Here is a 4,664-nt window from a genome sequence, read left to right as displayed (position 1 = left end):
GTCTCCGCGTCCGCGTCGTACCGCGCCCTCCGGCTATCCGTCGCGCGTGCAGCGGCCCCGCGCGTCGCCGTCCGCGTCCGGCGCGGACCCCTGCCACCCCGCCAGTAGTACGGTCGCGGCACACCGTGCGAGTCCCCCGCACGCGTCCGCGAGATCACCGTGCCGCACTGAAATGCGTGTTCCACGGCAGTCGCCGACTCTCCACGACGGTGTCGGCGATCCCGTCCCGCACCACGTTTCCGCATTCCGTCCACATCCGTGATCTTGAGCGCCGCCCACAACCACCACACCCCGACGACCTGCGACGACGCGAAGTTGTCCACAGCCATCCCCATCCTTTCCACAGGGATTCCACAGTCCCTCCACACGGCACCGCCGAGTTGCCCACATTTCCTTCCACACCGCTGTTTCGTCACTCGACATGGCGATTCGGGCCACAGCCCGCCGTGGAGAGCCTGGGTACAACTCGGCCGATATCTGGGGATGGAGCTGTGGATAGATCGCTCCGGTTGTGGACAGATCGAGCGTCGCCACGAACGGTCCACCGGCAGCCCGAGTTGTCCACCGAGTTGCCACCAACCCCGTCCACACCCCCGCACCCGCCGTAACCTGCGACAATGATCGTTATCCACACAACCCACAGGCCCTACTGTTACGGCTCTCTTTCTCTCTTCTTGGGAAGGAGAGAAAAACAGGGCCGAGGCGAAGTTGGGGACAACTCGGCGCGACGAAGCCCGGCCCGAGATGACGCGTCGAAGCGGCACGCTCTACCGTGGAAGTCCACACGCCGGTCCGCTCGGCAGGCCGTCGGCGTCCCCGACGACGCCTCGCTGCCCGGCGAACCCACAAAGCCACGCCTCTCCACGTGCTCGCTCACGCACGTCGTGGGCACGACCACCGGAGCGGCCTTGTCGATCTCTCGAGCTCCAACCGGCTCGGCTGTCGAAAGGATGGGCGCATGAAGATCCGCGTCGAGCGCGACGGGCTGGCCGACGCCGTCGCCTGGGTTGCCCGAAGCCTGCCGTCGAGGCCCCCCGTACCGGTGCTCGGTGGTGTCCTGCTCGACGCGACCGACGACGGTGAGGCGCTGACCGTCTCGGGATTCGACTACGAGGTCTCGGCCACCGTCGGTGTGCCCGCCACGATCGGCGACGGCGGCCGCACCCTGGTCTCGGGACGGCTGCTCGCCGACATCACCAAGGCGCTGCCCGCGCAACCGGTGGACATCTCGGTCGACGGCGCCCGCGCGTCCATCACCTGCGGAAACGCCAAGTTCAGCCTGCCGACGATGCCGGTCGAGGACTACCCCCAGCTCCCCGCTCAGCCGGATCTGGCGGGCCAGGTCGCCGGGGACGCGTTCGCCCAGGCCGTCGCCCAGGTCGCCGTCGCGGCGGGCAAGGACGACACACTGCCGATGCTGACCGGCATGCGCGTCGAGATCACCGGAAGCACGCTCACCCTGGTGGCCACCGACCGCTTCCGCCTGGCGATGCGCGAGTTCAGCTGGCAACCCAGCGAAGGCCTCAGCGACGCCGCCGTGCTCGTACCCGCCCGCACGCTGGCCGACGCGGCCAAGTCGCTCGGCGCCTCCGGCGGCACGGTGCAGGTCGGCCTCGCCAGCGGGGACGGCCTGCTGGGCCTGTCCGGCTCCGGCCGCTTCACCACGACCCGGCTCCTCGACGCCGAGTTCCCCCCGTACCGGCAGCTTCTGCCGTCCGAGCACACCTCCCGCGCGGTGCTCGGCGTGCCCGCCCTGCACGACGCGATCAAGCGCGTGTCGTTGGTCGCCGAACGGGGCACCCAGGTCAGGCTGGAGTTCGGGGACGGCTCGCTGCGGCTGTCCGCCGGCGGCGACGACGAGGGCAGCGCGGAGGAGGAGCTGCCCGTCGACTACGAGGGGGAGCCGGTGACCATCGCGTTCAACCCCGGCTACCTGCTCGACGGGCTGGGTGCACTGCACGCCGACCGTGCGGAGCTGACCTTCACCACGCCCAACCGGCCCGCTCTGCTCAAGCCCGCCGACGGTGACGGCCAGGTCATCCCCGGCTACCTGTACCTGTTGATGCCGGTGCGCTTGCCCGGGTGAGGCGGCGACACCGGCCGGACGCTGAGCACGAGGCGGACAAGGAGCACGGGATGGCACAGCTCGGACTCGTGGGCCTGGGCAAGATGGGCTTCAACATGCGCGACCGGCTCCGCGCGGCGGGGCACGAGGTCGTGGGCTACGACCGCGACCCGGCCGCCACGGACACCGCGTCGCTGGCCGACCTGGTGGGCGCGCTCACCGCGCCCCGGGTCGTGTGGGTGATGGTGCCCGCCGGGGAACCGACGCGAGCGACGGTGACCGAACTCGCGGACCTGCTCGACGAGGGTGACGTGGTGATCGACGGCGGCAACTCCCGCTACACCGACGACACCGAGCACGCGGAGCTGCTCGCCCGCAACGGCATCGGCTACCTCGACGTCGGTGTCTCCGGCGGCGTGTGGGGCAAGGAGAACGGCTACGGCCTCATGGTCGGCGGCGCCGACGACGACGTGCGGCGGGCGATGCCGTTCTTCGACGCGCTGCGCCCGGAGGGACCGCGCGACGAGGGTTTCGCCCACGCGGGCGGGGTCGGTGCGGGCCACTACGCGAAGATGGTGCACAACGGCATCGAGTACGGCCTGATGCAGGCCTACGCCGAGGGCTTCGAGCTGCTTGACGCCTCCGACGTCGTCTCGGACGTGCCCGCCGTGGTCAAGGCCTGGCAGCGCGGCACGGTCGTACGGTCCTGGCTGCTGGAGCTGCTGGTCCGTGCGCTCGACGCCGACCCGGGCCTCGGCGAGCTCGAGGGCTACGTCGAGGACTCCGGCGAGGGACGCTGGACGCTGGAGGAGGCGGTCAACAACGCGGTGCCCGCACCGGTTCTCGCCGCGGCACTGTTCGCCCGGTTCGCCTCGCGGCAGGAGGACTCGGCGGCCATGCGCGCCGTGGCCGCGCTGCGCGAGCAGTTCGGCGGGCACTCGGTCCGGCCGTCGTCCGGTGAGGGGACGGCACCGGGCGGTCCCGACGGCGGGAAGGTCGCCGACTAGGTGTACCTCCGGCACCTTCAGGTCACCGACTTCCGCTCGTGGCAGCACGTGGACCTGCCGCTCGAACCGGGGCCGACCGTACTGGTGGGGCCGAACGGGCGCGGCAAGACGAACCTGCTCGAAGCCGTCGGTTATGTCGCCACGCTCGGCTCCCACCGGGTCTCCAACGACACTCCACTCGTGCGGCACGGCTGCGAGCGGGCGCTCGTCCGCGCCGCCGTGGTCAACGACGACCGCGAACTGACCGTGGAACTGGAGATCGCACCGGGGCGGGCCAACCGGGCGAGGATCAACCGGGGCGCGGTCGGCCGGCCGCGTGACGTGCTGGGCATTCTGCGCACGGTGTTGTTCTCTCCGGAGGACCTCGCCCTCGTGCGGGGAGACCCCGCCGAGCGCCGCCGATTCCTCGATGAGCTGCTCGTGCTGCGAGCGCCCCGCTATGCCGGAGTGCGCGGGGAGTACGACCGCGTGCTGCGCCAGCGCAACGCCCTGCTCAAGAGCGTGGGCAGGAAGGGCTCCGGCGCGCGGCGCGGTGGCGGGAGCGCGGCCGACGACCCGTACGCGCTGTCCACGTTGCAGGTCTGGGACAACCACCTGGCCACGGCGGGCGCGGAGCTGCTCGCCGCCCGGCTGAACCTCGTCGCGGACCTCGCGCGGCACGTCGAGTCGGCGTACGCGACCGTGGCGGGGGAGTCGTGGCCCGTGCGGATCGGCTACCGGTCGAGCCTGGGCGAGGCGTTGCCCGCAGGCTACGGCACCGCCGAGGGGCCCCGGGCCGAGCCGGAGACGCTGACTCGGGTGCTGCTGGACGCGCTCGCCGAGTCCCGGGACGCGGACCTGGAGCGCGGTATCAGCCTGGTAGGGCCGCATCGCGACGAGCTGGAGCTCTCCCTCGGGCAGACCCCGGCCAAGGGCTACGCCAGCCACGGCGAGTCCTGGTCGTTCGCGCTCGCGCTGCGGCTGGGCTCCTACGACCTGCTCCGGTCCGAGGCGGGCGGGGAGCCGGTGCTGCTGCTCGACGACGTGTTCGCCGAGCTCGACACACGCCGCCGGGCCCGGCTGGCCGACATCGCCGCCCGCGCCGAGCAGGTCGTCGTCACGGCGGCGGTGGACGAGGACGTGCCGCACGAGCTGACGGGAGTTCGCTTCGCGGTGTCGGAAGGTGAGGTTAAACGTGCCTGATCAGGGCCCTCGCGAGGCGGTTTCGCGACCCGCGGTGACCGGGGAGACAGGAGTTACCCACCGATCTGGGGATAAGTCTGTGGATAGTGTGGATAACTCAGGTAGCACGCTATCGCCGCGTGTGACTGAAGGCCCGAAAGAGGTGGTCAATAACCCTCACGTGGGCGTTGGTGGTGGTGAATCCCCAGTTCGCGACACCGAGCGTAACAGCGCCGCTGGGCCGAACGAGGCGGGGGGTGAGACCGGCGGCACATCCGCGCGCCGAGGTTCCGGCGTGGACCATCCGAGTTGTCCACAGGAGGTCCCGGCCGGAGAAGGCCCCGGCTCCGGTCAGCAGGGCCGCGACCTGGCCCATGCCGCGCTGCGGGCGGCCCGCGAGCGCGCGGCGTCCCGTGGCAGCGAGCCCGGGG

General features: G+C 71.4%; 3 protein-coding genes. All 3 read left to right on the top strand.

Annotated features, from left to right (window positions below; genetic code table 11):
• Positions 1-958 precede the first annotated feature (958 nt).
• Genes dnaN through recF form a run of 3 tightly spaced genes read left to right on the top strand, consistent with a single transcriptional unit; the run spans position 959 to position 4,254 of the window.
• The gene (gene dnaN, locus SACSA_RS0110245; protein ID WP_019815610.1) at positions 959-2,086 is read left to right on the top strand and encodes a DNA polymerase III subunit beta; all 1,128 of its coding nucleotides are present in this window, start codon (positions 959-961) and stop codon (positions 2,084-2,086) included.
• Positions 2,083-3,072 carry a phosphogluconate dehydrogenase (NAD(+)-dependent, decarboxylating) gene (gene gnd / locus SACSA_RS0110240; protein WP_269634789.1) on the top strand — a complete coding sequence of 330 codons (990 nt, stop codon included), beginning with the start codon at positions 2,083-2,085 and terminating at the stop codon, positions 3,070-3,072. The genes dnaN and gnd overlap by 4 nt, the downstream gene beginning before the upstream one ends.
• A complete protein-coding gene (recF, locus tag SACSA_RS0110235) occupies positions 3,073-4,254 on the top strand; it encodes a DNA replication/repair protein RecF (RefSeq protein WP_019815606.1) in 1,182 nt (393 codons plus the stop codon). It begins immediately after the preceding gene.
• Positions 4,255-4,664 lie beyond the last annotated feature (410 nt).

Source organism: Saccharomonospora saliphila YIM 90502 (assembly GCF_000383795.1).
GTDB classification, from domain to species: domain Bacteria; phylum Actinomycetota; class Actinomycetes; order Mycobacteriales; family Pseudonocardiaceae; genus Saccharomonospora; species Saccharomonospora saliphila.
Note: the sequence above shows the minus strand (reverse complement) of the source record. Positions and strands in the feature narration are given on the sequence as shown.

Excerpts from the sequence above, each read along its gene's own strand:
- dnaN (WP_019815610.1), top strand. The coding sequence starts at position 959 with ATGAAGATCCGCGTCGAGCGCGACGGGCTGGCCGACGCCGTCGCCTGG.